At 63.8% G+C, this 22,860-nt stretch carries 16 protein-coding genes and 1 tRNA gene; 16 read left to right on the top strand and 1 reads right to left on the bottom strand.

Features of this window, described 5'->3' with window-relative positions; translation table 11 throughout:
- Positions 1–42 precede the first annotated feature (42 nt).
- A complete protein-coding gene (locus ACP7DE_RS14570) occupies positions 43–2,100 on the bottom strand; it encodes a TonB-dependent receptor domain-containing protein (RefSeq protein WP_426072764.1) in 2,058 nt (685 codons plus the stop codon).
- 290 nt (positions 2,101–2,390) lie between these two features.
- Here ACP7DE_RS14570 and ACP7DE_RS14575 point away from each other — a divergent pair, with 290 nt between their 5' ends.
- From ACP7DE_RS14575 to ACP7DE_RS14650, 16 genes are all read left to right on the top strand, one after another.
- Entirely contained in the window at positions 2,391–2,825 is a 435-nt protein-coding gene (locus ACP7DE_RS14575; protein ID WP_426072765.1) for a hypothetical protein, read from the top strand.
- A gap of 177 nt (positions 2,826–3,002) precedes the next feature.
- Positions 3,003–3,761 (top strand): 3-hydroxyacyl-CoA dehydrogenase, encoded by a 759-nt coding sequence (locus tag ACP7DE_RS14580; RefSeq protein ID WP_426072766.1) that lies wholly within the window; start codon positions 3,003–3,005, stop codon positions 3,759–3,761.
- A gap of 84 nt (positions 3,762–3,845) precedes the next feature.
- Entirely contained in the window at positions 3,846–5,630 is a 1,785-nt protein-coding gene (gene ggt / locus ACP7DE_RS14585; RefSeq protein ID WP_426072767.1) for a gamma-glutamyltransferase, read from the top strand.
- A 51-nt stretch (positions 5,631–5,681) separates the two neighbouring features.
- Entirely contained in the window at positions 5,682–6,851 is a 1,170-nt protein-coding gene (locus ACP7DE_RS14590) for a patatin-like phospholipase family protein (RefSeq protein ID WP_426072768.1), read from the top strand.
- Between the two features lie 81 nt (positions 6,852–6,932).
- The gene (locus tag ACP7DE_RS14595; RefSeq protein ID WP_426072858.1) at positions 6,933–11,129 is read left to right on the top strand and encodes a two-component regulator propeller domain-containing protein; all 4,197 of its coding nucleotides are present in this window, start codon (positions 6,933–6,935) and stop codon (positions 11,127–11,129) included.
- A gap of 93 nt (positions 11,130–11,222) precedes the next feature.
- Complete coding sequence (locus ACP7DE_RS14600) at positions 11,223–11,933, top strand: response regulator (protein ID WP_426072769.1); 711 nt, start codon at positions 11,223–11,225, stop codon at positions 11,931–11,933.
- Positions 11,934–12,026: 93 nt separating this feature from the next.
- Positions 12,027–13,646 (top strand): AMP-binding protein, encoded by a 1,620-nt coding sequence (locus tag ACP7DE_RS14605; protein ID WP_426072770.1) that lies wholly within the window; start codon positions 12,027–12,029, stop codon positions 13,644–13,646.
- Positions 13,643–16,039: a bifunctional salicylyl-CoA 5-hydroxylase/oxidoreductase gene (locus ACP7DE_RS14610; RefSeq protein ID WP_426072771.1), complete on the top strand. Its 2,397-nt coding sequence runs from the start codon at positions 13,643–13,645 to the stop codon at positions 16,037–16,039. Before ACP7DE_RS14605 ends, ACP7DE_RS14610 begins: the two co-directional genes overlap by 4 nt.
- Before the next feature lies 1 nt (position 16,040).
- Positions 16,041–16,841 (top strand): SDR family NAD(P)-dependent oxidoreductase, encoded by an 801-nt coding sequence (locus ACP7DE_RS14615; RefSeq protein WP_426072772.1) that lies wholly within the window; start codon positions 16,041–16,043, stop codon positions 16,839–16,841.
- Positions 16,842–16,853: 12 nt separating this feature from the next.
- Entirely contained in the window at positions 16,854–17,366 is a 513-nt protein-coding gene (locus tag ACP7DE_RS14620; protein ID WP_426072773.1) for a MarR family winged helix-turn-helix transcriptional regulator, read from the top strand.
- Between the two features lie 2 nt (positions 17,367–17,368).
- A complete protein-coding gene (locus tag ACP7DE_RS14625) occupies positions 17,369–18,223 on the top strand; it encodes an enoyl-CoA hydratase family protein (RefSeq protein WP_426072774.1) in 855 nt (284 codons plus the stop codon).
- Position 18,224: 1 nt separating this feature from the next.
- Positions 18,225–19,385, top strand: a complete 1,161-nt coding sequence (locus ACP7DE_RS14630; protein WP_426072775.1) for an acyl-CoA dehydrogenase family protein — start codon at positions 18,225–18,227, stop codon at positions 19,383–19,385.
- Between the two features lie 17 nt (positions 19,386–19,402).
- Positions 19,403–19,795: a RidA family protein gene (locus ACP7DE_RS14635; protein WP_426072776.1), complete on the top strand. Its 393-nt coding sequence runs from the start codon at positions 19,403–19,405 to the stop codon at positions 19,793–19,795.
- A 122-nt stretch (positions 19,796–19,917) separates the two neighbouring features.
- Positions 19,918–20,652 carry a PEP_CTERM-anchored TLD domain-containing protein gene (locus ACP7DE_RS14640; protein WP_426072777.1) on the top strand — a complete coding sequence of 245 codons (735 nt, stop codon included), beginning with the start codon at positions 19,918–19,920 and terminating at the stop codon, positions 20,650–20,652.
- 65 nt (positions 20,653–20,717) lie between these two features.
- Positions 20,718–20,792, top strand: a tRNA-Arg gene (locus ACP7DE_RS14645).
- A 172-nt stretch (positions 20,793–20,964) separates the two neighbouring features.
- Complete coding sequence (locus tag ACP7DE_RS14650; protein ID WP_426072778.1) at positions 20,965–22,857, top strand: ATP-binding cassette domain-containing protein; 1,893 nt, start codon at positions 20,965–20,967, stop codon at positions 22,855–22,857.
- Positions 22,858–22,860 lie beyond the last annotated feature (3 nt).

Below are 22,860 nucleotides of genomic sequence, written 5' to 3' on the forward strand. Positions count from 1 at the left end.
CTCCCGACAGCCCCGCGGCACATGCTGCGGGGCTGTGTCAGGTCAGAAGCGCGACGTCAGACCGACAAACATACGGCGTCCCGGCACGTAATAGTCGACCAGGCCATCGGCCATCGGCCCTTTCTTGAACAGGTTTTGCACGCCGCCACGCACGGTCCACTGTGGCGTGACCTTGTACGACACGACCGTGTCGACGATGGTGTAGGCTTTGTCGGCCAGCTTGCCCGCATCGAGTTCCTTGCCCGTGTACTGGGCCGATACTTCGCCGAACAGCTGGTCGTTGACTTGCCAGCCCAGCGCCGAGTACCACGACAGTTTTGGCGTCGACAGCAGGTTGGCGCCCGTGGTCAGGTTTTTCGCTTCCGCCATGTAGGTCACGTTGTTACGCCAGTTCAGGTTTTTGCTCAAAGGGATGGTCAGCGTGCCTTCCAGGCCGCTGGTGCGCGCCTTCTGGATATTCGTCATCTTGGTCCACCAGCGCTGTTGGTAAAAGCCCAGCGGCGCATAGTCGATCTTGTTCTTGAAATCCGTGTGGAAATAGGTCAGGCCCACGTCCCAGCCATTCTGTTCCCACGCCACGCCGATCTCGCCTGCCGTGCTCGTTTCCGGCTTCAAGTCCGCATTGCCCGCCATGTAGCAGCCGCCCGTGATGTAGCCCAAGGGGCGCAGGCCATTGCAGCCACCGCCGCGCGACTGGGTGGCGGCACCCGGTGCATTTTCCTTCAGGCTGGGGGCGCGGAAGCCTTGCGAGATGCCGCCCTTGATGGTCCAGGCCGGCGCCGGGTGGTACACCAGGTACAGGCGCGGGCTGTAGTGGTTGCCGAACTTGCTGTGGTGGTCCAGGCGCAGGCCCGCCGTGGCCGTCAAGTTGTCGCGCAGGAACAGCTGATCTTCCGCAAACAGGGCCGAGGTGGTGCCGGACAAGGTCGCGCCGCTCACGGGATTGCCCAGGTAATCGGTGGGAATGGTGCCGATGGTGTCGGTATTCGTCAATTCCTGGTGCTTCCACTGGCCGCCCATCACCAGCATCTGCTCGATGCCGCCCCAGCCGACCCGTTTTTCCAGGTTCGCGTCCAGCGTGCTGTCCTTGGACTTGGCCACCGTGCCGATGAACTGGTTGTCGAAATCATTGTGGTACAGATTGACCTTGGCCTTGCCGAAATCAAAACGGCCTTCATAGCCGAGGCCGATGCTCTTGCGTATCAGCTTGCTGGCGCCCCAGCCGGAGATCACTGCCTCGCCATCCGCATCGCGTGCGGCCGAATCCATCGCTTGCTGCTTGCCATAGCTGGCATCGAGCGACAGGTTTTGTTTCTTGTCCAGCGCCCAGGTCAGCTGGCCCGAGACAGTCTGGTTGCGTTCGCCGCCGATGCCACCCGCTTTGTCGAATTTTTCATCGGGATTCTGACGCGACTGGCTCACGCCCAGGCGCATGCCGACCGTGTCCGACAGGGGGCCGGCCAGGTTCACGCCCAACTGGTGCGCCGTGCCGCGGTCGCTGTCTTGCGGTTGCGTGTAGTTGGCCGTGGCCGAACCGTTCCACTTGCCCGGCACCTTGCGCGTGATGATGTTGATCACGCCGCCCATGGCGTCCGATCCATACAGCGAGGACATGGGTCCCCGCACCACTTCGATGCGCTCGATCATGTCGGGCGAGATCCAATTCAAGTCCTGGCGGCCCAGGTCCGGGCGGTAAGCCGTGTCGGCCGAGCTGCCCACGCGCTTGCCGTCGACCAGGATCAAGGTGTATTTGTCGGGCAGGCCGCGCAGCTTGATCTTCGATTCCTCGCCCACGGGGCTGGTACCGCCCGTCACGCCGGGGATGCGGCGCAGCAGGGTATTCAAGTCATACACGGGCTGGCGTTCGATTTCCTCGCGCGTGATGACGCTGATACTGGCCGGTGCATCCTTGATGTCGATGGCCGTGCCGGACGCGGTGACGACCACCGTGTTCATGGTGGGATCGGCGGCCACATTGCCTTCGGCCCAGGCGTTGCTGACGGCCAGCGAGAGCAGGCAGGGCAGGAGCAGGGCGGCGGAATGCATGGCGCGGGAGGGAGTGGACACGGGGGCTACGAAGGCGGGACTACGCTTGGTCATGGTGAACTTTCCGGATGTTGTTATTTCCTGGCTGCCTTCCGGGTGGCTCGGGTATAAATGAATGAAAAGAAAATAAACTGCGCTCGAATTCTGGCAATGAGAATAAGAATCGTTCTTATTGTAATGCCATACTAGCAAGAAGGAAAGTGCTGAAAGGAAATAAAACACCGTTGCAGTGTCCGCACCTGCGATGTGTATCACGTGCAAACGTGAAAGTGTTACCCCCGCTGGCATCTGGGCCGGCGTGTGCCAATAATGAAAGCTGTGCGATGGATACTGGAGGAAGCGGCATGCTCGAGATGATAAAAACGATACCGGCGCTGGCCTGTGCCCTGCTGCTACTGGCTGGTGGTCATGCCGGCGCGCAGCGGCAGGCGGCTCCCGAGCCATTGCCCGTCTGTCAGCTCGACCCGCGCGACAGCGGCAAGCTGGCCGTGGAGCCATGCCGCCCGGCGCCACCCGTGCAGCCGCGCCGTTCCGTGGCGCAGGTGATTGGCCGCATGCCGGCCCAGCCCGCGCCGCCTATTGTGCCTATTGTGCCTATGGCGCCGTTGCCGCCCAGCCAGGCCGTGCCGATGCCGCGCGCGCCGCAGCCCATCGGTGCCTGCGATACAGGCGGTTGCCGCGATGCGGCCGGCGCGCGCTATAACGGCGCGGGCAATGCCACGCTCGATGCCAACGGCCGCATCTGCCACCGCAACGGCGCTTTCATGCAGTGTTTTTAGCCCTGCCATTCGCTGCCGCTGCAAGTTTTCGCTCGGTGGCTACAAAAGTGGCTACAATTGTCGCCGACATTACGTTTACGTAAACGTAATGATGCGTAATGATGCGTAATGCATGACACCATGCACCATGCAAGCAACGGGCGCCGGGAACACGGCTCTTATCACTCAGGAGATTTCATGCAGATTCAGGACAATGTATTCATCATCACGGGCGGCGCATCGGGTTTGGGCGCGGCCACGGCGCGCATGCTGACGGCGGCGGGCGGCAAGGTCGTGCTGGCCGACGTGCAGACCGAGGCGGGCCAGGCGCTGGCCGCTGAATTGAACGGCGTATTCGTGCAGTGCGACGTCACCTCGGAAGAAGACGGCATGGCCGTGGTGGCCGCGGCGACCAAGCTCGGTCCCTTGCGCGGCCTGGTGAACTGCGCCGGCGTGGCGCCTGCCGTGAAAACAGTGGGCAAGGATGGCCCGCATCCGCTGGCGCTGTTCCAGAAAGTCGTCAACATCAACCTGGTAGGCACTTTCAATATGTGCCGTCTGGCGGCCGATGCCATGGCCAAGCAGGAAGCCACCGCTGAAGGCGAGCGCGGTATTATCATCAACACGGCTTCCGTGGCGGCCTACGATGGCCAGATCGGCCAGGCCGCGTATGCGTCGTCGAAGGCGGCCGTGGTGGGACTGACCCTGCCGATGGCGCGCGACCTGTCGCGCAACGGCATCCGCGTCATGACGGTGGCGCCTGGCATTTTTGAAACGCCGATGCTGCTGGGCATGCCGGCCGAAGTGCAGGACGCGCTGGGCAAGATGGTGCCGTTCCCATCGCGCCTGGGCAAGCCCGGCGAATATGCGCAACTGGTGAAAGCCATCGTGGAAAACGTCATGCTGAATGGCGAAACTATCCGCCTGGACGGCGCGATCCGCATGCAGCCGAAATAAGCCCGGCGTGATTTGATGTAGGATACCCCCGTATGGGGCGTACAGCCTTGCTCGGCTGTGCGCCCTTTTTTTATCGGAGAATCCATGATCACATTGAAGCCGCTGGCGCTGAGCTTGACCTTGCTGGGGGCTCTGGTTGCCATTCCCGCCACCTTTGCCTTTGCCGAAGTGCCGCAAAAGGCGCCGGAAATCGCCACCGCGTATGCGGAAAAATCGGGTTGGGCGGCGCAGAAATTCATGGTCGCTGCGGCCAATCCACTGGCCGCCGATGCCGGCTACCGGATGCTGAAAAAAGGCGGCAGCGCCATCGACGCGGCCATCGCCACGCAGCTGGTGCTGACCCTGGTCGAACCGCAATCGTCGGGCATCGGCGGCGGCGCCTTCCTGCTGTACTCCACGGCGAAGGGCGTGCAAGCGTTCGACGGGCGCGAAACGGCGCCCGCCGCTGCCGACGAACACCTGTTCCAGAATGCCGACGGCAGCCCCGTCTCGCGTGCCACCGGCGTGGTGGGCGGGCGTTCCGTGGGCGCGCCGGGGGTGCTGCGCATGCTGGAACTGGCGCACAAGGAACATGGCAAGCTGCCGTGGGCGACTCTGTTCGGCCCTGCCATCCGCTTGGCGCACGGCGGCTTTCCCGTCAGCCAGCGCCTCAACGGCCTATTAAACTGGGACCAGGCCCTGAAGCGCGACCCCGTCGCCGCCGCGTATTTCTATGACCAGGACGGCAAGGCCTGGCCCGTCGGCCATGTGCTGAAAAACCCGCAACTGGCGCGCACCCTGCGCGAGATCGCCGGTGGTGGCGCCGACGCCTTTTACCAGGGCCGCATCGCGCGCGACATCGCTGCCAAGGTGGCGTCGCATCCGACCAATCCGGGCAAACTGACGGCGACCGACATCGCCGGCTACCGGGCCAAGGTGCGTGAACCCGTCTGCAGCGACTACAATGCCTGGACCGTGTGCGGCATGCCGCCGCCATCGTCGGGCGGCATCGCCATCGCGCAGATGCTGGGCATGCTGGAAGTGAAGGATATCCGCCCGTATGCGCCCGTCGACGGCGTGCTCGATGCGCAGGCCATCCACCTGTTCTCGGAAGCGGGGCGCCTGGCTTACGCGGACCGCAACCGCTACGTGGCCGACACGGACTTCGTGCCGTTGCCGGGCAAGGGCATCGCCTCCATGCTGGATAAAACCTACCTGGCGCAGCGCGCGTCCCTGATCGGCGACAAATCCATGGGCCGTGCCTTGCCCGGCACGCCGCCCGGCATGCAGGTCGCGTGGGGCATGGACAACGCCTTGCAGCGCCCGTCGACCTCGCACCTGGTGGCGGTGGACGCCTTTGGCGGCGGCCTGTCGATGACCACCAGCGTGGAAGACGCCTTCGGTTCGCGCCAGATGGTCGACGGCTTTTTGCTGAATAACCAGTTGACGGATTTCTCTTTCGATTCGCGCGATGCGGATGGCCCGATCGCCAATCGCGTACAAGCTGGCAAGCGTCCGCGCAGCGCCATGTCGCCCACGCTGGTGTTTGAAAAGGGCACGCACAAGCTGGTACTGGCGACGGGATCGCCGGGCGGCTCGTCCATCATCAATTATGTCGCCAAGGTGCTGGTCGGCACCATGGACTGGGGCCTGAACGTGCAGCAAGCCATCAGCCTGCCGAACTTCGGCAGCCGCAATGGCCCGACGGAGCTGGAAAAGGGCCGCGCGCCGGCAGCCCAGGTCGAGGCGCTGCAAACCATGGGCCACGAGGTGCGTGTCATCGAGCAGAATTCCGGCTTGCAGGGCATCATGCGCCTGAATGCGCACGGCAAGGATTTCTGGTTTGGCGGCGCGGACCCACGGCGTGAAGGCATGGTCAGAGGCGATTGATTCACCCCGAAACTTTTCCACAAAGTATCAAGACCCTGCTAATCTGCCGGCATGGGAATGCAAAATAAAACAGGCTTGATACTCACGGGAGGGGGCGCCCGTGCCGCCTACCAGGTGGGCGTGCTGCAGGCGATTTCGGCGATACTGTGGGAAGCGGGCTGGGCGCCTGCGCGCAACCCCTTCGACATCATTTGCGGCACCTCGGCCGGCGCCATCAACGCCACGGCGCTGGCCTGCCGGGCCGACAACTTCGGCGAAGGCGTGCAAAAGCTGCTCGACGTGTGGCAGCACATCCAGGTCGAGCAAGTCTACCGCGCCGATTCGCTGGGCGTGATCCGCTCGGGCGCGCGCTGGCTGTCGCTGCTGTCGTTCGGCTGGCTGCTACGCCAGTGGCATGCCTCGCCGCCCAATTCCCTGCTCGACAATACTCCGCTGGTCAGCCTGCTGCACCGCATGCTCGACCTGCCGCGCCTGGATGCGGCGCTGGCCGATGGTTTGCTGCATGCGCTGGCCGTGACGGCGTCGTCGTATTCAGGCAGCCGCCACATGACGTTTTACCAGACGGCCGCCGAGATCGCGCCCTGGGTGCGCACGCAGCGCCTGGCCTTGCAAGACCAGATCGGCGTGGAACACTTGCTCGCTTCGGCCGCCATCCCTTTTATTTTTCCCGCCGTGCCCCTGTATATAGGTGGCCAGCGCGAGTACTGCGGCGACGGATCGATGCGTCAGCTGGCGCCGATCTCGCCGGCCATTCACCTGGGTGCGAACAAGGTGCTGGTGGTGGGGGCGGGACGCATGACGGAACCGGCGCCTGCCGCGTCCGAAGCGGCGCGCTACCCCAGCCTGGCGCAGATCGCCGGCCACGCGCTTTCGTCGATCTTCCTCGATGGCCTGGCCGTCGACATCGAGCGCCTGAACCGCATCAACCTCACCTTGTCGATGCTGCCGCCTGAATTGATGGGCAAGACGGCATTGAAACCGGTGGAGTTGCTGGTCATCGCACCGTCCGAACGACTCGACGCCATCGCCAGCCGGCATATCGGCAGTTTGCCCCGTCCTATCCGCACCATGTTGTCGGGCATCGGCGCGGCCGAAGCGCGCGGCGCGGCATTGGCATCGTATTTATTGTTCGAATCGACGTATACTAATGAGCTGATCCGTCTTGGACAGCGCGATACGCAGGCCCGCAAGGACGATGTACTGGCGTTTTTTGGTTCTTGAGACGGCCCCCGGAAGAATAACCGGAGTTTTCGCGTTTTTTTTGACAGGACGATTGTGCTGGTATTTCGACGTGCTTGCGAAGTGGTATTGCTGTTGTCTTTACTGCTGCCGGGCGGCCCGGCCGCGGCGGCGCCTGCGCCCACCCTGCGTTTCGACCAGCTCAGCGTCGAACAGGGCCTGGCGCAGGAATCGGTGCTGGCCATCGCCCAGGACCGGCAGGGCTATATGTGGTTCGGCAGCCAGTCTGGCCTGAGCCGTTACGATGGCTACCGCATGGTCGTCTACAAGAATATCGAGGGCGACAAGACCAGCCTGGCCGACAACTGGGTCGGCAAACTGCATGTCGATAGCCAGGGTCAGCTGTGGGTGGGCACCGACAACGGCTTGGACCGCTTCGATGCCGCCAGCCAGACCTTCATTCACTATGTCCCGGCTGAAAAGAGCAAGCGCGGCAACGGCAACCGGCATATCCACGCCATTCTTGACGATGGCGCGCGCGGCTTCTGGATCGCCACCTCGGACGGCTTGCAACATTTCGACCCCGCCACGGGCGCCTTCCGAACCTGGCACCATGAAGAAGGCAATCCGCACAGCCTGGGCGACAATGAAATCAAGGCGTTGGTGCTGGACGCGCAACAGCGCCTGTGGATAGGCACCGTCACGGGCCTGGACATGCTGGCGCCGGGCAGTGACCGCTTCGAGCATTTCGCCGTCGACACGGAGCCCGGTTCAAAGTACAACGTGATCCAGTCGCTGCTGGTGGACCGCCAGCAGAATCTGTGGATCGGCACCATGGCCGGCGCCGAGCGCTGGCGCCTGGGCGGCGCCGGGCAGGCACCGCAGTCGCGCCTGCGCCTGAATGAAAAACAGGGATTTTCCGCCATCCGCGTCGCCAGCCTGTACCAGGATATCGACGCCACCGTCTGGCTGGGCAGCAACGCCGATGGCCTGTTCCGCTGGCTGCCCGAGAGCGACACCTTCCTGCAGTATCGCCACCAGACGGGTGACAAATTCAGCGTCGCCGACAACCAGCTGTCGTCGCTGTACCGCGACCGCGCGGGCACCTTCTGGGTCGGCTCCTGGTACAACGGCGTGAGCCGGGTGGACCTGGGCAGCGGCGGCTTTTCGCGCATGGCGCGTGCGCCCGGCGATGTGGGCGCGCTGGCGGACAAGAAAGTGCGCGCCGTGGCCGATGCGGGCAATGGCAAGTTGTGGCTGGCCACCAAAGGCGGCCTGAAACTGTACGATACGCGCGACGGCAGCTCGCGGCTGTTCGACCTGCGCAGTTCGCCCGGCATGTCGCGCGACGAGCAGGTCACCACCCTGTACAAGGCGCCCGATGGCACCCTGTGGGTGGGCGGCTCGACGGGCTTGCACCGCTTCGATCCGGCACTCGGGCGTTTTTTCACCATGCGCTTTGCCGCCGGCGATCCGAACAGCGACACCATCCGCAATGTCGTGAGTGACCGCAGCGGCATGCTATGGGTCTCGACGCGGGGCGGCGTGCACCGTTTCGACCCCGTTAGCAAACGCTTCACCACCTACCGTCATGATCCGGCCAACCCGAACAGCTTGTCCGACAACATGGTGCGGCCCGTGCTGGAAGACGGCAAGGGGCGGCTGTGGATAGGCTCCTTCCACGGCCTGGATTTGCTGGACCGCGCCAGCGGCCAGTTCCGGCATTTTCGCCATGATCCGCAAAACTTGCATAGCCTGAGCCACGACGAGGTGCATTTCCTGCACGAAGACAAGGGCGGCGTGCTGTGGGTGGGCACGGCCAATGGCTTGAACCGGATGGACATCGATGCGAAGGGCGAGATCCGCTTCCGGCGCTTCGTGCGCAAGGATGGCATGGCCGATGATGCCGTCGCCAGCATCCTGGGCGACGATAACGAGCAGCTGTGGCTGAGCACGAATAGCGGCATCACGCGGCTCGACATGCGCAGTGGCCTGTTCCGCAACTACGACAGCGCCGATGGCACGGTGGAAGGCTCGTACTTCGATGGCGCGGCCCTGCGCGCGGCGGATGGGACCATGTATTTCGGCGGTTTCAACGGCATGACGGCGTTCGTGCCACAGGATATCCACGACAACCGCGTGCCGCCGCTGGTGGCCATCACGGAGCTGCAGATATTCAACAAGCCGGTGTCCATCGGCCGCGGCGAGTTCGCGCACGTGCTCAGGACGGCGATCGACCATACGCGCAAGCTGGTGCTGACCAGCCGCGAAAGCGTCTTTTCGCTGGAATTTGCGGCCCTGCATTTCGCCGCACCCCAGCGCAACATGTTCGCCTACCGGCTCGAAGGCTTCGACCAGGACTGGGTCATGACGGATGCGGGGCGGCGCTTTGCCACCTACACCAACCTCGATGCGGGCAATTATGTGTTTCGCGTCAAGGCGGCCAACAAGGACGGCGTGTGGAACGAGAGCGGCGCCACGCTGGCCATCACGATCCTGCCGCCATTCTGGAAAACCTGGTGGTGCCGCACCCTGATGGCGGCGCTGCTGCTGGGCGCCGTGTATGGCGCTTACCGCCAGCGCGTGCGCGCGCTGCGGCGCCAGCAGAATGAGCTGGAAAAGCAGGTCAGCGAACGCACGGCCGAGTTGCAGAGCAAGGAAATCGAAGTGCTGGCCCAGTCGGAAAAGCTGGCGCAAGTCAACAGCAGCTTGACGAAAAACGAGGAAAGCCTGCGCCAGGCCAAGCGCAAGGCCGAAGACGCGACGCGCCAGAAGTCGGAATTTTTGGCCAACATGAGCCACGAAATGCGCACGCCGCTGGCCGGCGTCATCGGTATGCTGGGCTTTGCCCTGCGCGACGAGCAGCTGCACGACGCCACGCGCGAGCAGATTTTGCGGGGCCAGGCCAATGCCCAGTCGCTGCTGGTGATCATCAATGACTTGCTCGACTTTTCCAAGATCGAGGCGGGCAAGCTGAGTATCGAAAACATCGACTTCGCGCTCGGTGCGGCGATCGAGACGGTCGTCAGCCTGTTCGAGGAGCAGGCGGCAGCGCGCAGCATCGGTTTTGCCATCGATTTCGCGCCGGACCTTCCGCCCTTCGTGGTGGGCGACCCGACCCGTTTGCGCCAGGTGCTGGTCAACCTGGTCGGCAATGCCTTCAAGTTCACCCAGCGCGGCGGCGTCAGTGTGTGCGTCGAGCGGGCCGGCGTGACCAGCGGTAGCGGCGGGCGTCGTGTCAACCTGATCCGCTTTACCGTCAGCGACAGCGGCATCGGCATCGATGCGGACGCGATGGCGCGCCTGTTCCAGAAGTTCGAGCAGGCCGACGCCAGCACCACGCGGCGCTACGGCGGCACGGGGCTGGGCCTGGCGATCTGCCGCCAACTGGTCGAACTGATGGAGGGCGAGATCGAGGTGGCCAGTACGCCGGGGCAGGGCAGCACCTTTGCCTTCACCTTGCCGCTGGCCGATGGCGTGGCGCCGCCGCAGGTGCCACAGGTGGCGCTGGCGCCGCACAGCCACCAGTTGCGCGTGCTATGCGCCGAAGACTTCCCCACCAACCAGATCATCATCCGCGTCATGCTCGAAGAGCTGGGGCACCGAGTCGACGTGGTCGCCAACGGCGCGCTGGCGGTGGCAGCGTGCGTGCATACGCGCTATGACCTGATCCTGATGGACGGGCGCATGCCGGAGATGGATGGCGCCACGGCGACGCGATTGATACGCCTGGGTGGCTGGCCGGACCAGCCCGTGCGTGACCAGGAGCTGATGATCGTGGCCCTGACGGCGAACGCCAGCGAAGAAGACCGCAGCCGCTATCTGGGTGTCGGCATGGATGATTTCCTCAGCAAACCAGTGGACGAGGCGGCGCTGCATGGCTTGCTGGCGCGCGCCATAGAGCGCCAGTTGCAGCGCGGTTTCATGTTGCCGCGCATGCCGTCGAACGTGCCGCACGGCGTCTTGCGGGGGCGGGCCGAGCTCGATGCCTTGTTCGGCATTGCGCCGGCAGTCCCTATCGCGGCGCCGTCCCCATCCGGCAGCAGCGGCGAACTGCAACAGCGCATCCGTGTCGCCTTCGTCGCCGACCTGGAGGGACGCCTGCGCGAACTCGACGCCGCCCTGGCGGCGCAGGACAAGGATAACGCCGGGCGTCTGCTGCATGGCTTGAAGGGCAGCGCCGCCTATCTGGATGAAACGCAGCTGCACATGCTGTGTACGGAACTGGAAGAGGCGGCGGACGGCGGCCGCTGGACGCAGGTGGCCTTGCATTTGCCGCAATTGCGCGCACTGTTGGCGCACATAGCCGTTTCGGGCTAAAAAATGTAAAATAGGCAATGCCGGCAATGGAGCGCGCGGCGAAACTGGGTAGTATACGGCCAGGCCCCGACGCTGCCGGCAATGGAGAAAGCAATGAAAGTACTGGTGGTTGACGATGATGTCGTGTCGCGCATGGTATTGATGCATCTGATCGACAGCTGCGGCGTGCACGATATCGTGGAAGCCGAAGATGGCGCAGCGGCGTGGGAGCAGCTCGAACGGGGGTTGCGCCCGTCGCTGTGCTTCTGCGATTTGCGCATGCCGCGCCTGTCCGGCATGGAGCTGCTGCAGAAAATCCGCGCCGACAGCACGCTCGATGCCATGCCGCTGGTGCTGGTATCGTCGGCGAATGACCAGGACACGGTGCGTGACGCCGTGCAGGCAGGTGCTGCCGGCTATATCGTCAAGCCCTTCCAGCCGGAGCAGGTGCGCCAGCATATCGATGCCTGTTTTGACGTCTCCGCCTTGCCGGCCGAGGCGCCGCGCGACACGCTGCAGCGCCTCGGCATCGACAGCGAACGCCTGCTGGCCTATCTGACCGGCTTCCAGGGGCAGGTCGGCGCCGCCAGCGAACAGGTCGACGCCTTGCTGGCGCGCGGCGAGCCGGCGCAAGCGCGCAAGCAGCTCGAACGACTGCACCTCGGTTGCCGCACCCTGGGTTTGCATGGCGCGGAAGCTGGAATGATGTCCCTGCTGCAGGCATCGGTGCTCGACGGTGACCAGCTGCAAACGGCGCTGGCCGCGCTGGCGCGCAGCGTGGCGCAGCAGGCGCGCCGGCTGCGACAGCAGGACGGCGCCGACTGAATCTGCTGTTTTCCGCTTGCCGGGAAAATACTTTAGGTTTAAAGTATCTGCTTCCGGGCCTTGTGCACACGCCCGTCACCAGCCAGGATGAGCATGAGCAGCGACCCTTCGCCTAGCACCGCATCTCCCGAGGACGATTTTGCGCGCACGCATTTGCCGCCGCGCGCACTCTGGCCGCAGCTATGCCTGGACTTGCCCGAGCTGCAGTATCCGCCGCGTCTCAATTGCGTCGCCGTGCTGCTCGATGCCGCCGTCGCCAGCGGTGGCGGCGAGCGCACCGCCATCCTTGCCGACGGCCAGCGCTGGACTTACGCACAGCTGGCGCGGCAAGTTGACCGCATCGCCCACGTGCTGCAGGCTGATCTGCGCCTGATCCCCGGCAACCGCGTGCTGCTGCGCGGCGCGAATACCCCCATGATGGCTGCCTGCCTGCTGGCCGTGCTGAAGGTCGGCTGCATCGCCGTGCCCACCATGCCGCTGCTGCGTGCGCGCGAACTGTCCGCCATCCTCGCCAAAGCGCAAGTGAACGCCGTGCTGTGCGCGCAGGGTTTGCGTGGAGAACTCGATGGTATGCCAGACTTGCCGCCCATGCTGTGTTTTGGCGACGATGGCGCCGAACTGGAACAGCGCATGGTTGCCCACGATGCGCCATTTTCCGCATGCGACACGGCGGCCGACGACGTCTGCCTGATCAGCTTTACCTCTGGCACGACGGGCGTGCCCAAGGGCACCATGCATATGCACCGCGACCTGCTGGCCATTTGCGACTGCTTTCCCCGCTCCATGCTGCAGGTGCGCGCTGACGATATCTTCATCGGTACGCCGCCGCTGGCGTTTACCTTCGGCTTGGGTGGCTTGCTGCTATTCCCCCTGCGCTTTGGCGCGGCCACCGTGCTGCTGGAAAAACTCACGCCCGAGGCCCTGCTGCGCGCCATCGGTGCATACCAGGCCACCATCTGCTTCACTGCACCGACTTTTTACCGCCAGATGGCGCCGCTGGCCGCTCAGCACGACCTGCGCAGCCTGCGTTTGTGCGTCTCGGCCGGCGAGGCGCTGCCGTTGGCCACGCGCGATGCCTGGCAGGCGGCGACGGGTCTGGCCATGACGGACGGTATCGGCGCCACCGAGATGCTGCACATCTTCATTTCTGCCACGGGCGAGGGCCTACGCCGCGGCGCCATCGGCAAGGCCATCCCCGGCTACCAGGCGTGCATCGTCGACGATGCTGGCGTGCCGCAGCCGCCCGGCGTGACGGGCCGCCTGGCCGTGAAAGGTCCCACCGGTTGCCGCTACCTGTCCGACCCGCGCCAGCGCGAGTATGTGCAGAACGGCTGGAACCTGACGGGCGACACCTTCGAAATGGACGGCGACGGCTATTTCTATTACCGCTCGCGCAGCGACGACATGATCGTCTCGGCCGGCTACAACATCGCCGGCCCGGAGGTGGAAGAGGCGCTGCTGCGCCACCCGGGCGTGGCCGAATGTGGCGTGGTCGGGCGCGCCGATGCCGAACGTGGCCAGATCGTCGAGGCGCACGTGGTGCTGAAGGAGGGTTTTCAGGCCAGCGACTTGCTGGCAGCCGAATTGCAGGACTTCGTGCGCCAGCAGATCGCCCCGTATAAATACCCGCGCGCCATCCGCTTCCTGCCTTCCCTGCCGCGCACGGAAACGGGCAAGCTGCAGCGCTTCAAACTTCGCACGGACACCCCATGAATATTGTCTGCATCGGCGGCGGCCCCGCCGGCCTGTATTTCAGCCTGCTCATGAAAAAGCAGAATCCCGACCACCGCATCACCGTCATCGAGCGCAACCGCCCGTACGACACGTTTGGCTGGGGCGTGGTGTTTTCCGATCAGACCCTGGGCAACCTGGCGAATGCGGACGAGCCGACGGCGCGCACCATCCTGCAAGCGTTCAACCACTGGGACGATATTGAGATCCACTTCAAGGGTGAGACCGTGCGTTCTGGCGGCCATGGTTTTTGCGGCATCGGCCGCAAGCGCCTGCTCAATATCCTGCAAGCGCGCTGCGAGGAACTTGGCGTGCAGCTGGTGTTCGAGACGGAAGTGCAGGACGACCAGGCCATCGCGCGCCAGTACGGTGCCGACCTGGTGATCGCCAGCGATGGCTTGAACAGCCGTATCCGCACGCGCTATGCGGCCAGCTACCAGCCCGAGATCGACCAGCGTCATTGTCGCTTCGTCTGGCTGGGCACGCGCAAGAAATTCGAGGCCTTCACGTTTGCCTTCCGCCAGACGCCATACGGCTGGTTCCAGGCGCATATCTATCAATATGACGGCGATACCTCGACCTTCATCGTCGAAACGCCGGAACACGTGTGGCGTGCGGCGGGGTTAGATGCCATGAGCCAGGAAGAGGGCATCGCCTTTTGCGAAGCGCTGTTCGCCGAGGAACTCGATGGCCAAGGTTTACTGAGCAATTCTCCGCACTTGCGTGGCTCGGCGCAGTGGATCACCTTCCCGCGCATCGTCTGCCGGCAATGGGTGCACCGGCAGAATGGCGTGCCCGTCGTGCTGATGGGCGACGCTGCCCACACGGCGCATTACTCGATCGGTTCCGGCACCAAGCTGGCGCTGGAAGACGCCATCGAGCTGGCGCGCTGCTTTGGCCAGCATGCCGAGACGGCTGCGGCGCTGGCCGCCTACCAGCAGCTGCGCGCCCTCGAGGTGCTGAAAATCCAGAGCGCGGCGCGCAATTCCATGGAGTGGTTTGAAAACGTCGAGCGCTACAGCGCCATGGAAGCGCCGCAGTTCGCCTATTCCATGCTCACGCGCAGCCAGCGCATTTCGCATGAAAACCTGCGCCTGCGCGATCCCGCGTACGTGGCAAACTATGAACTATGGCTGGCGCGGCGCGCGGGCGAGCAGGCTGGCGTTGTGTTTCCGCAAGAACCTTTGCCGCAAGCGGCCTTGCTGCCCATGCTCACGCCCTTCCGGCTGCGCGGCGTGCTGCTGAAAAACCGCATCGCCGTCTCGCCGATGGCGCAGTACAGCGCCGTCGATGGCGTGGCGGGCGATTACCATCTGATGCACCTGGGCGCGCGCGCCATGGGCGGCGCGGGTCTCGTGTTTGCCGAGATGACGTGCGTGTCGGCCGACGCGCGCATCACGCCCGCCTGTCCCGGCATGTACAGCGAAGCGCACACGCAGGCCTGGCGGCGCATCGTCGATTTCGTGCATGCCAACAGCGATGCGAAGATCGCCCTGCAGCTGGGCCACGCGGGGGCGAAAGGTTCGACGCGGCCCATGTGGGATGGCATCGACTTGCCTTTACGAGAGGGTAATTGGCCATTGATCTCGGCTTCGGAACAGCAATACCTGGCCGGCGTGTCGCAGGTGGCGCGAGCGGCCACGGAGGTCGACCTGGCGTGCATCGAGCAGGACTTCGTGCGCGCCACCTTGGCCGCAGCCGTCGCTGGTTTCGACTGGCTGGAACTGCATTGCGCGCATGGTTATTTGCTGTCGAGTTTTATCTCACCGCTGACCAACCGTCGCACGGACGAGTATGGCGGAAGTCTGGAAAACCGCTGCCGTTATCCCTTGCGCGTGTTCCGCGCCATGCGTGCCGCCTGGCCGCAAGATAAACCCATGAGCGTGCGCATCTCGGCCCACGACTGGGTCGAGGGCGGCATCACGCCCGACGATGCGGTCGTCATCGCGCGCCTGTTCAAGCAGGCGGGCGCCGACCTGATCGACTGTTCCTCGGGTCAGGTCAGCAAGCTCGAACAGCCCGTGTATGGGCGCATGTTCCAGGCGCCGTTTGCCGACCGCGTGCGCAACGAGGCGGGCATTGCCAGCATGGCCGTCGGCTCGATTTTCGAGGCCGACCATGCCAACAGCATCATCGCAGCCGGGCGTGCCGACCTGTGCGCCGTGGGCCGCCCGCACCTGGCCAACCCGGCCTGGACCCTGACGGAGACGGCGCGCATCGGCTACAGCGGCGCCGGGGCAGGCGCAACCTGGCCGAAACAGTACCGTCCGGGCCAGCAGCAGCTGGAACGCAATCTGCAGCGCGAGCGCCAACTGGCCGCCGCCAATACGGGCCTCACCCCGCAACAGGTGGCCGCGCGGCTGCTGGAAGGATGACATGAACAAGGAACAACTGGATGGCGCATTGGCCGGCAAGCACGCACTGGTGACGGGCGCCGGCAGCGGCATCGGCCTGGCTTGCGCGGGCGCCTTGCTGGACGCGGGCGCCAGGGTCACCCTGGCCGGGCGCGATGGCGCGCGGCTGGCGCGCGCGCACATGCAACTGGAAGAGGCGGGCCACGCGGGCAGGGTGGCCATCTGCGTGCTCGACGTGAGCGTGGAAGCGTCCGTGCAGGCCGGCTTCGCGCAGGCGGCCGCGCATTTCGGCCGCATCGATATATTGATCAGTAACGCGGGCCAGGCGCATGCGGCGCCGTTCGGCAAGACGGACGCCGCCATCTGGCAGCAGATGCTGGCCGTGAACCTGACAGGCGTGTTCCACTGCTGTCAGGCCGCCATGCCCGGCATGCTCGAAGCGGGCTGGGGCCGCATCGTCAACGTGGCGTCGACGGCGGGCTTGAAAGGTTATCGTTACGTCAGCGCCTATGTCGCCGCCAAGCATGGCGTGATCGGCCTGACGCGCGCACTGGCGCTGGAAGTGGCGCCGCGCGGCGTCACCGTCAACGCCGTTTGCCCCGGCTACACGGAAACGGAAATGGTGGCGCAGGCCGTGCAGAACATCGTGCGCAAGACGGGGCGCGGCGAAGACGCGGCGCGCGCGGAACTGGCGGCTAGCAACCCGCAGCAGCGGCTGGTGCAGCCGCAGGAAGTGGCCGATGCGGTGGCCTGGCTATGCCTGCCCGCGTCGGCCGCCATGAATGGACAATCGATCGCCGTCGCCGGCGGTGAAGTCATGTAGACAATGGATAAAATGGACAATGAACGCGACCTTCCGCAGGCCGAACCGGTGCTGGACCTGGCCAGCCGCCTGACGCAGGATCACCACCAGTCGCTCAAGCTGTGGCTGCGCATGCTCTCGTGCACGGTGAAGATTGAAAACGAGGTGCGCACGCGCTTGCGCGCCACCTTCGGCATCACCTTGCCTCGCTTCGACTTGATGGCGCAGCTCGAGCGCTTTCCCGATGGCTTGCGCATGGGTGAACTGTCCAAGCGCATGATGGTCACGGGCGGCAATATCACGGGCATCACCGACCAGCTGGAGCAGGAAAAACTGGTGGCGCGCGTGGTCGATCCGAAGGATCGCCGCTCGTACAGCGTCAAGCTGACGCCAGCGGGCCGGCGCGCGTTCGACGAGATGGCGCGCGTGCACGAAGGCTGGATCGCCGAACTGCTGCACGGCGTGACGCCGGATGACAAAACCCGATTGATCGACCTGCTGTCGCAGATGAAGCAGCAGTTGAATAACACTACCCTTAAGGATTGAGCATGCGCCATCTACCCGGCCAGCCGCAAGACCTGCCTGGCAACCGCGCCAGCTTGGGCCATTACGCCGCGCGGCATTTTCTGTTTTCCGTCGAAAGCGGCGTCGCCACCTTGACCTTGCACCGGCCCGAGCGCAAGAATCCGCTCACCTTCGATTCGTACGCGGAGCTGCGCGAGTTGTTTCGCGCGCTGGCGCATGCGGACGACGTCAAGGCCGTGGTGATCACGGGCAGCGGCGATAATTTCTGCTCGGGCGGCGACGTGCACGACATCATCGGCCCCCTGACGAAGCTCGACATGCCAGGCTTGCTGGCGTTTACCCGCATGACGGGCGACGTGGTGAAGGCCATGCGCGCCTGCCCGCAACCCATCATCGCCGCCATCGACGGCATTTGCGCGGGCGCCGGCGCCATGCTGGCGCTGGCTTCCGATATCCGCATCGGCACGGCGCGCAGCAAGACGGCCTTCCTGTTTACCCGCGTGGGCCTGGCCGGCTGCGATATGGGCGCCTGCGCCTTGCTGCCGCGCGTGATCGGCCAGGGTCGTGCCGCCGAACTGCTGTACTCGGGGCGCTCCTTGCCGGGTACGGAGGCTGAACGATGGGGCTGGCTTAACCGCCTGGTCGAGCCGGAAGAACTGGCGCAGGCGGCGCAGCTGTTCGCCGCCGGCCTGGCCAGCGGCCCCACCTTCGCGCACGGCATGACGAAAAAAATGCTGCAGCAGGAGTGGAACATGGGCGTCGATGAAGCCATCGAGGCGGAGGCGCAGGCGCAAGCCATTTGCATGGCTACCAATGATTTCCACCGCGCTTATCACGCCTTCGTGGCGAAGGAAAAACCCCAGTTCGAGGGCGATTAAGATGAAAAATACACGCGACACGACTTACCTGGACTGGCCGTTTTTCGAAGCGCGCCATGCCGAACTTGAGCGGGACCTCGATGCCTGGGCGGCGCAGCACCTGGATGGCGCCCATGGCGCCGACGTCGATGCGGCTTGCCGCGCGCTGGTGGCGCAACTGGGGCAGGGCGGCTGGCTCGCGCATGCTACCGGCATCGATGGCAAGATCGACACGCGCGCCATTTGCCTGATGCGTGAAACCCTGGCCCGGCACAACGGCCTGGCCGATTTCGCCTTTGCCATGCAGGGCCTGGGTTCGGGCGCCATCGGCCTGTTCGGCAGCGCGCAGAACAAGGCGCGTTATTTGCCCGACGTGGCCAGCGGCAAGCGCATCGCCGCCTTTGCCCTGTCCGAACCGCAGGCCGGCTCCGACGTGGCGGCCATGCAGTGCGCGGCGCGCCGCGACGGCGACGAATATGTGCTCGACGGCGAAAAGACGTGGATCTCGAACGGCGGCATCGCCGACTTTTACGTAGTGTTCGCCCGCACGGGCGAAGCGCCTGGCGCGCGCGGCATCAGCGCCTTCATCGTCGATGCCGACAATCCTGGCCTGGAAATCGCCGAGCGCATTGCCGTCATCGCGCCGCATCCGCTGGCGCGCCTGCGTTTTGCCAATTGCCGCGTGCCCGTGTCGCAGCGCCTGGGCGAGGCGGGGCAGGGCTTCAAGGTGGCAATGGCGACACTGGACGTGTTCCGCACGTCGGTGGCCGCCGCTGCTCTGGGGTTTGCGCGGCGCGCCTTCGATGAAGCGCTGCGCCACGCCACGGCGCGCAAGATGTTCGGCCAGACCCTGGCGGACTTCCAGCTGACGCAGGCCAAGCTGGCGCAGATGGCCACCGGCATCGACGCGGCCGCGCTGCTCACCTACCGCGCCGCCTGGCAGCGCGACCAAGGCCGCAAGGTGACGAAGGAAGCGGCCATGGCCAAGCTGACGGCCACCGAGACGGCGCAGCAGGTGATCGACGCGGCCGTGCAGATGTTCGGCGGCATGGGCGTGGTCAGTGGGCACCCCGTCGAGCGCCTGTATCGTGAAATTCGCGCCTTGCGCATCTACGAGGGCGCCAGCGAGGTGCAGCAATTGATCATCGCGCGCGAACTGCTGCGCGAGGCGAAACACGAATGAATAACCAGGAGAACACGATGCAAGTGCTGCAACCACCGGGGTGGGCCAGGCCGCGCGGCTATGCAAACGGCGTGGCCGCCAGCGGGCGCACGGTGTATGTCAGCGGCATGATAGGCTGGGATGCACAGGGCCAGTTCCATACGGACGACTTCGCGGGGCAGGTGCGGCAGGCGCTGCAAAATATCGTCGCCGTGCTGGCCGAGGCGGACGCCTTGCCCGAGCACATCGTGCGCATGAACTGGTATGTACTGGATAAGAAGGAATATGTGGCGGCATATCCACAAATCGGCGTTGCTTACAGGGAAATCATCGGCAAGCATTTTCCATCCATGACCGCTGTGCAAGTGGCGGGGCTGATCGAGGATAGGGCGAGGGTCGAGATCGAGGTGACGGCGGTGCTGCCCGGCTGAATTTCTGCTATGAAATATTGTGTATTAGCATCTAAATAATAAATATTAAAACATTATCTATCGTGTTATATTTGGCAACCGGAAAATACGCCGGTTTTAAATACTGACAGTCGAGGTAGAGGATGCTCAATAATTTCAGAACGGCAAGAGGTGTGGTGGTGGCGGTGGCTGGTATGGTTTTTTGCCTGGGTGCGCAGGCGGGGCCTGGTAAGTCGCTACTCTCCCCCGGCTATCAGGCGCGGTTGGAAACTTGGCTCGGTGAAGGCCATCTGGCGCTGACGAACATTTACAGCAAGGCAACGGGTGACACCTCGCTCGATTTTCACAAGGCATCCGATGGCAAGGGGCGCACTTTTTCCGTCATGGAGGCCACGAATTCATCGGGCAAGACGTGGCTGGTGGGCGGCTACAATCCACAAAGCTGGAGTTCCACCGATGGCACGCATGTCACCATGGACGACAGCCAGCGTACCGCCTTTTTGTTCAATTTGACGTCAGACTTCATGCTGCCGCAATTGAAGCAGTATTTTAACGGCGACGGTATCGGCAAGGACCAGACCTACAATCAGGCCAATTACGGCCCCACTTTTGGTTACGGGCACGATTTGTATGTGCCGCAAGACCTTACGCATGGCGGCAGTTCCTTTCTCTATACCTATAATTATCTGGGCCAGCCATCGACCGGCGTCAGCCTGCTCGACGGGTCCGTCTGGCATGGGAATGACGTAGTTTTCGGTGCCATCCAGGTATTTTCCATCAGCGCCGTGCCGGAACCTGCCACCTATGGACTGGTTCTGGCAGGATTGCTTGTGTTGCTGGTGCGCCAGCGCGGCAGGGTGGCGGCACGCGTTGTCTGACGGGGCACTGCTCGCTTGTCACGCTGTTAATGGCAAGCGCTTCCCTGTATAATGCCGCTGCGCGTGTCGCCATCGTACAATGGATAGTACAAGGTCCTCCTAAGACTTAAATGCAGGTTCGATTCCTGCTGGCGACACCACGTTTCCACGCAACGCGCGTCGGCAGCCTGTGATAATCCAGGCGGTAATTACTGGTCGATGGCGATTGAAGTCCAAGTTATCGGTACAATGCGTGCTTCATTCATCTAATCGGCGGCTGTTTTGCACACCACGCGGTGTGCGCGAGACGGCGCCCGAGCACTCTTACTCATTATGGCTGTCATTTCTCTTTCATCGGCGCAACTTGCGTTCGGTCACGTCGCGCTGCTCGATCACGCGGAATTTTCACTGGAAACCACGGAGCGGGTCGGCCTGATCGGCCGCAACGGCACGGGAAAATCTTCGCTGTTGAAGGTTATTTCGGGCAAGTTCAAGCTCGATGACGGCTTGCTGGTGATGCAACAAGGCATCAAGATCGCCTATGTGGAGCAGGAGCCACAATTTGATCCGGACATGTCCGTATTCGACGCCGTCGCCTCCGGCATGGGCGAATCGCAGGCATGGCTGAAGGAATACGATGCGTTGACGGGCCAGTTTGGCCAGGGTAATGACGACGAATTGATGGAGCGCATGCACGATATCCAGGTAAAACTCGATGCGGCCGATGCGTGGAGCTTGCCAAACAAGGTGGAAACCGTGCTCGACCGTTTGAATTTGACGGGCGACATGCTGATGAAAACCCTGTCGGGCGGGATGCAAAAGCGCGTGGCCCTGGCGCGCGCGCTGGTGTCGGCACCCGACGTGTTGCTGCTCGATGAGCCCACCAACCATTTGGACTTCAGCTCCATCCTGTGGCTGGAAGGCTTGTTGCGCGACTTCAAGGGTAGCGTGCTGTTCATTACCCATGACCGATCCTTCCTCGACAACGTTGCCACGCGCATCATCGAGCTCGACCGCGGCCGCTTGCTGTCGTATCCGGGCAACTTCACGGCTTACCAGACCCGCAAGGCGGAGCAGCTGGAAATCGAAGAAGTGGAGAACGCCAAGTTCGACAAGTTCCTGGCGCAGGAAGAAGTGTGGATACGCAAGGGCGTCAAGGCGCGCCGCGTGCGCGACGAAGGCCGCGTGCGCCGCCTGGAAGCGCTGCGCCTGACGCGCAATGCGCGCCGCGACCAGCAGGGACAAGTCAAGCTGGACGTATCGGCCGGCGAACGCTCGGGCAAGATCGTGGCGGATCTGGAAAACGTCTCGAAGATTTATGGCGACAAAGTCATCGTCAAGGATTTCAGCGCTACCATCTTGCGCGGCGACAAGGTCGGCCTGATCGGCGCCAACGGCGCCGGCAAGACCACCTTGCTGAAGATGATCCTGGGCCAGGAAGAGTCGGACACGGGCACCATCCGCCTGGGCACCAAGCTGCAAGTGGCGTATTTCGACCAGATGCGCACGCAGCTAAACGAAGAGGCAAACCTGATGGAAACCATCGCGCCAGGCAGCGACTGGGTTGAGATCAATGGCCAGCGTCGCCACGTGATGACTTACCTGAACGACTTCCTGTTCGCGCCGGAACGTGCCCGTTCGCCCGTCAAGTCGCTGTCCGGTGGCGAGCGTAACCGTTTGCTGCTGGCGCGCCTGTTCGCCAAGCCGGCCAACGTGCTGGTGCTCGATGAGCCGACCAATGACCTGGATATCGATACCCTGGAATTGCTGGAAGAGTTGCTGGAAGAATACACCGGCACCGTCTTCCTCGTCAGCCATGACCGCACCTTCCTCGACAACGTGGTCACGCAAGTGATCGTCGCCGAAGGCGAGGGCAAGTGGCGCGAATTCGTCGGCGGTTACACGGACTGGGAGCGCGTGCGCACCTTGCCTATCGCCACGGCGCCAGCCAGCAAGCCGGTGGTGAAGGTCGATGCTGCCGCACCGGCCGCCAAGCAGAAAAAGCTCAGTTACAAGGAACAGCGCGAGCTGGAAGAGTTGCCTAAACTGATCGCCAAGCTGGAAGATGAGCAATCGGTGCTGGCCGCCGAACTGTCGCACCCGGACTTTTACAAGAAGACGCCGGCCGAAGGCAAGCGCCTGAACGCGCGCGTGGCCGAGATCGAAGGCAAACTGCTGGAAGCGCTGGAAAAGTGGGAACAGATCGAGGCACGCGCCAACGGTTGATGC

The sequence above is a fragment of the Janthinobacterium sp. DSP2-3-3 genome, assembly GCF_049897325.1.
Taxonomy (GTDB): Bacteria; Pseudomonadota; Gammaproteobacteria; order Burkholderiales; family Burkholderiaceae_D; genus Janthinobacterium.